The 296-nt window shown below is 44.6% G+C and carries 1 protein-coding gene; it reads left to right on the top strand.

The features are described 5' to 3' along the window. Positions 1 to 269: aldehyde dehydrogenase family protein (locus tag FLQ44_RS11050; protein WP_240801254.1), on the top strand; the 269-nt coding region annotated here is incomplete at its 5' end. Between the last annotated feature and the right edge of the window lie 27 nt (positions 270 to 296).

The raw sequence follows: 296 nt of genomic DNA, 5'->3' as shown, positions 1-296 counted from the left end.
GTTCAATTAAATCCGCAGTTAAAGTTGGTCCTGCTTTGGCAGTAGGCTGTAGTGTGGTTTTAAAAGCCTCGGAAGAAGGTCCAGCACCTTTACTGGCTTTTGCACGCTTAGTACATGAAGCTGGTTTCCCTGCGGGTGTAGTAAATGTGGTTACAGGTTTTGCGGCTGAATGTGGTGCTGTTTTAACCCGTCATCCTGAGGTTGCACATGTGGCATTCACAGGTGGACCTGAAACAGCGCAGCATATTGTCAGAAATTCTTCTGAATAATCAACTTTTGGCTTTAAGTAATCCTAA

Origin of the sequence: Vogesella mureinivorans (assembly GCF_007644035.1) — a bacterium.
In the GTDB taxonomy this organism is placed as follows: domain Bacteria; phylum Pseudomonadota; class Gammaproteobacteria; order Burkholderiales; family Chromobacteriaceae; genus Vogesella; species Vogesella mureinivorans.
The sequence above is the reverse complement of the archived record's forward strand: the minus strand, read 5'-3'. Positions and strand labels throughout refer to the sequence as shown.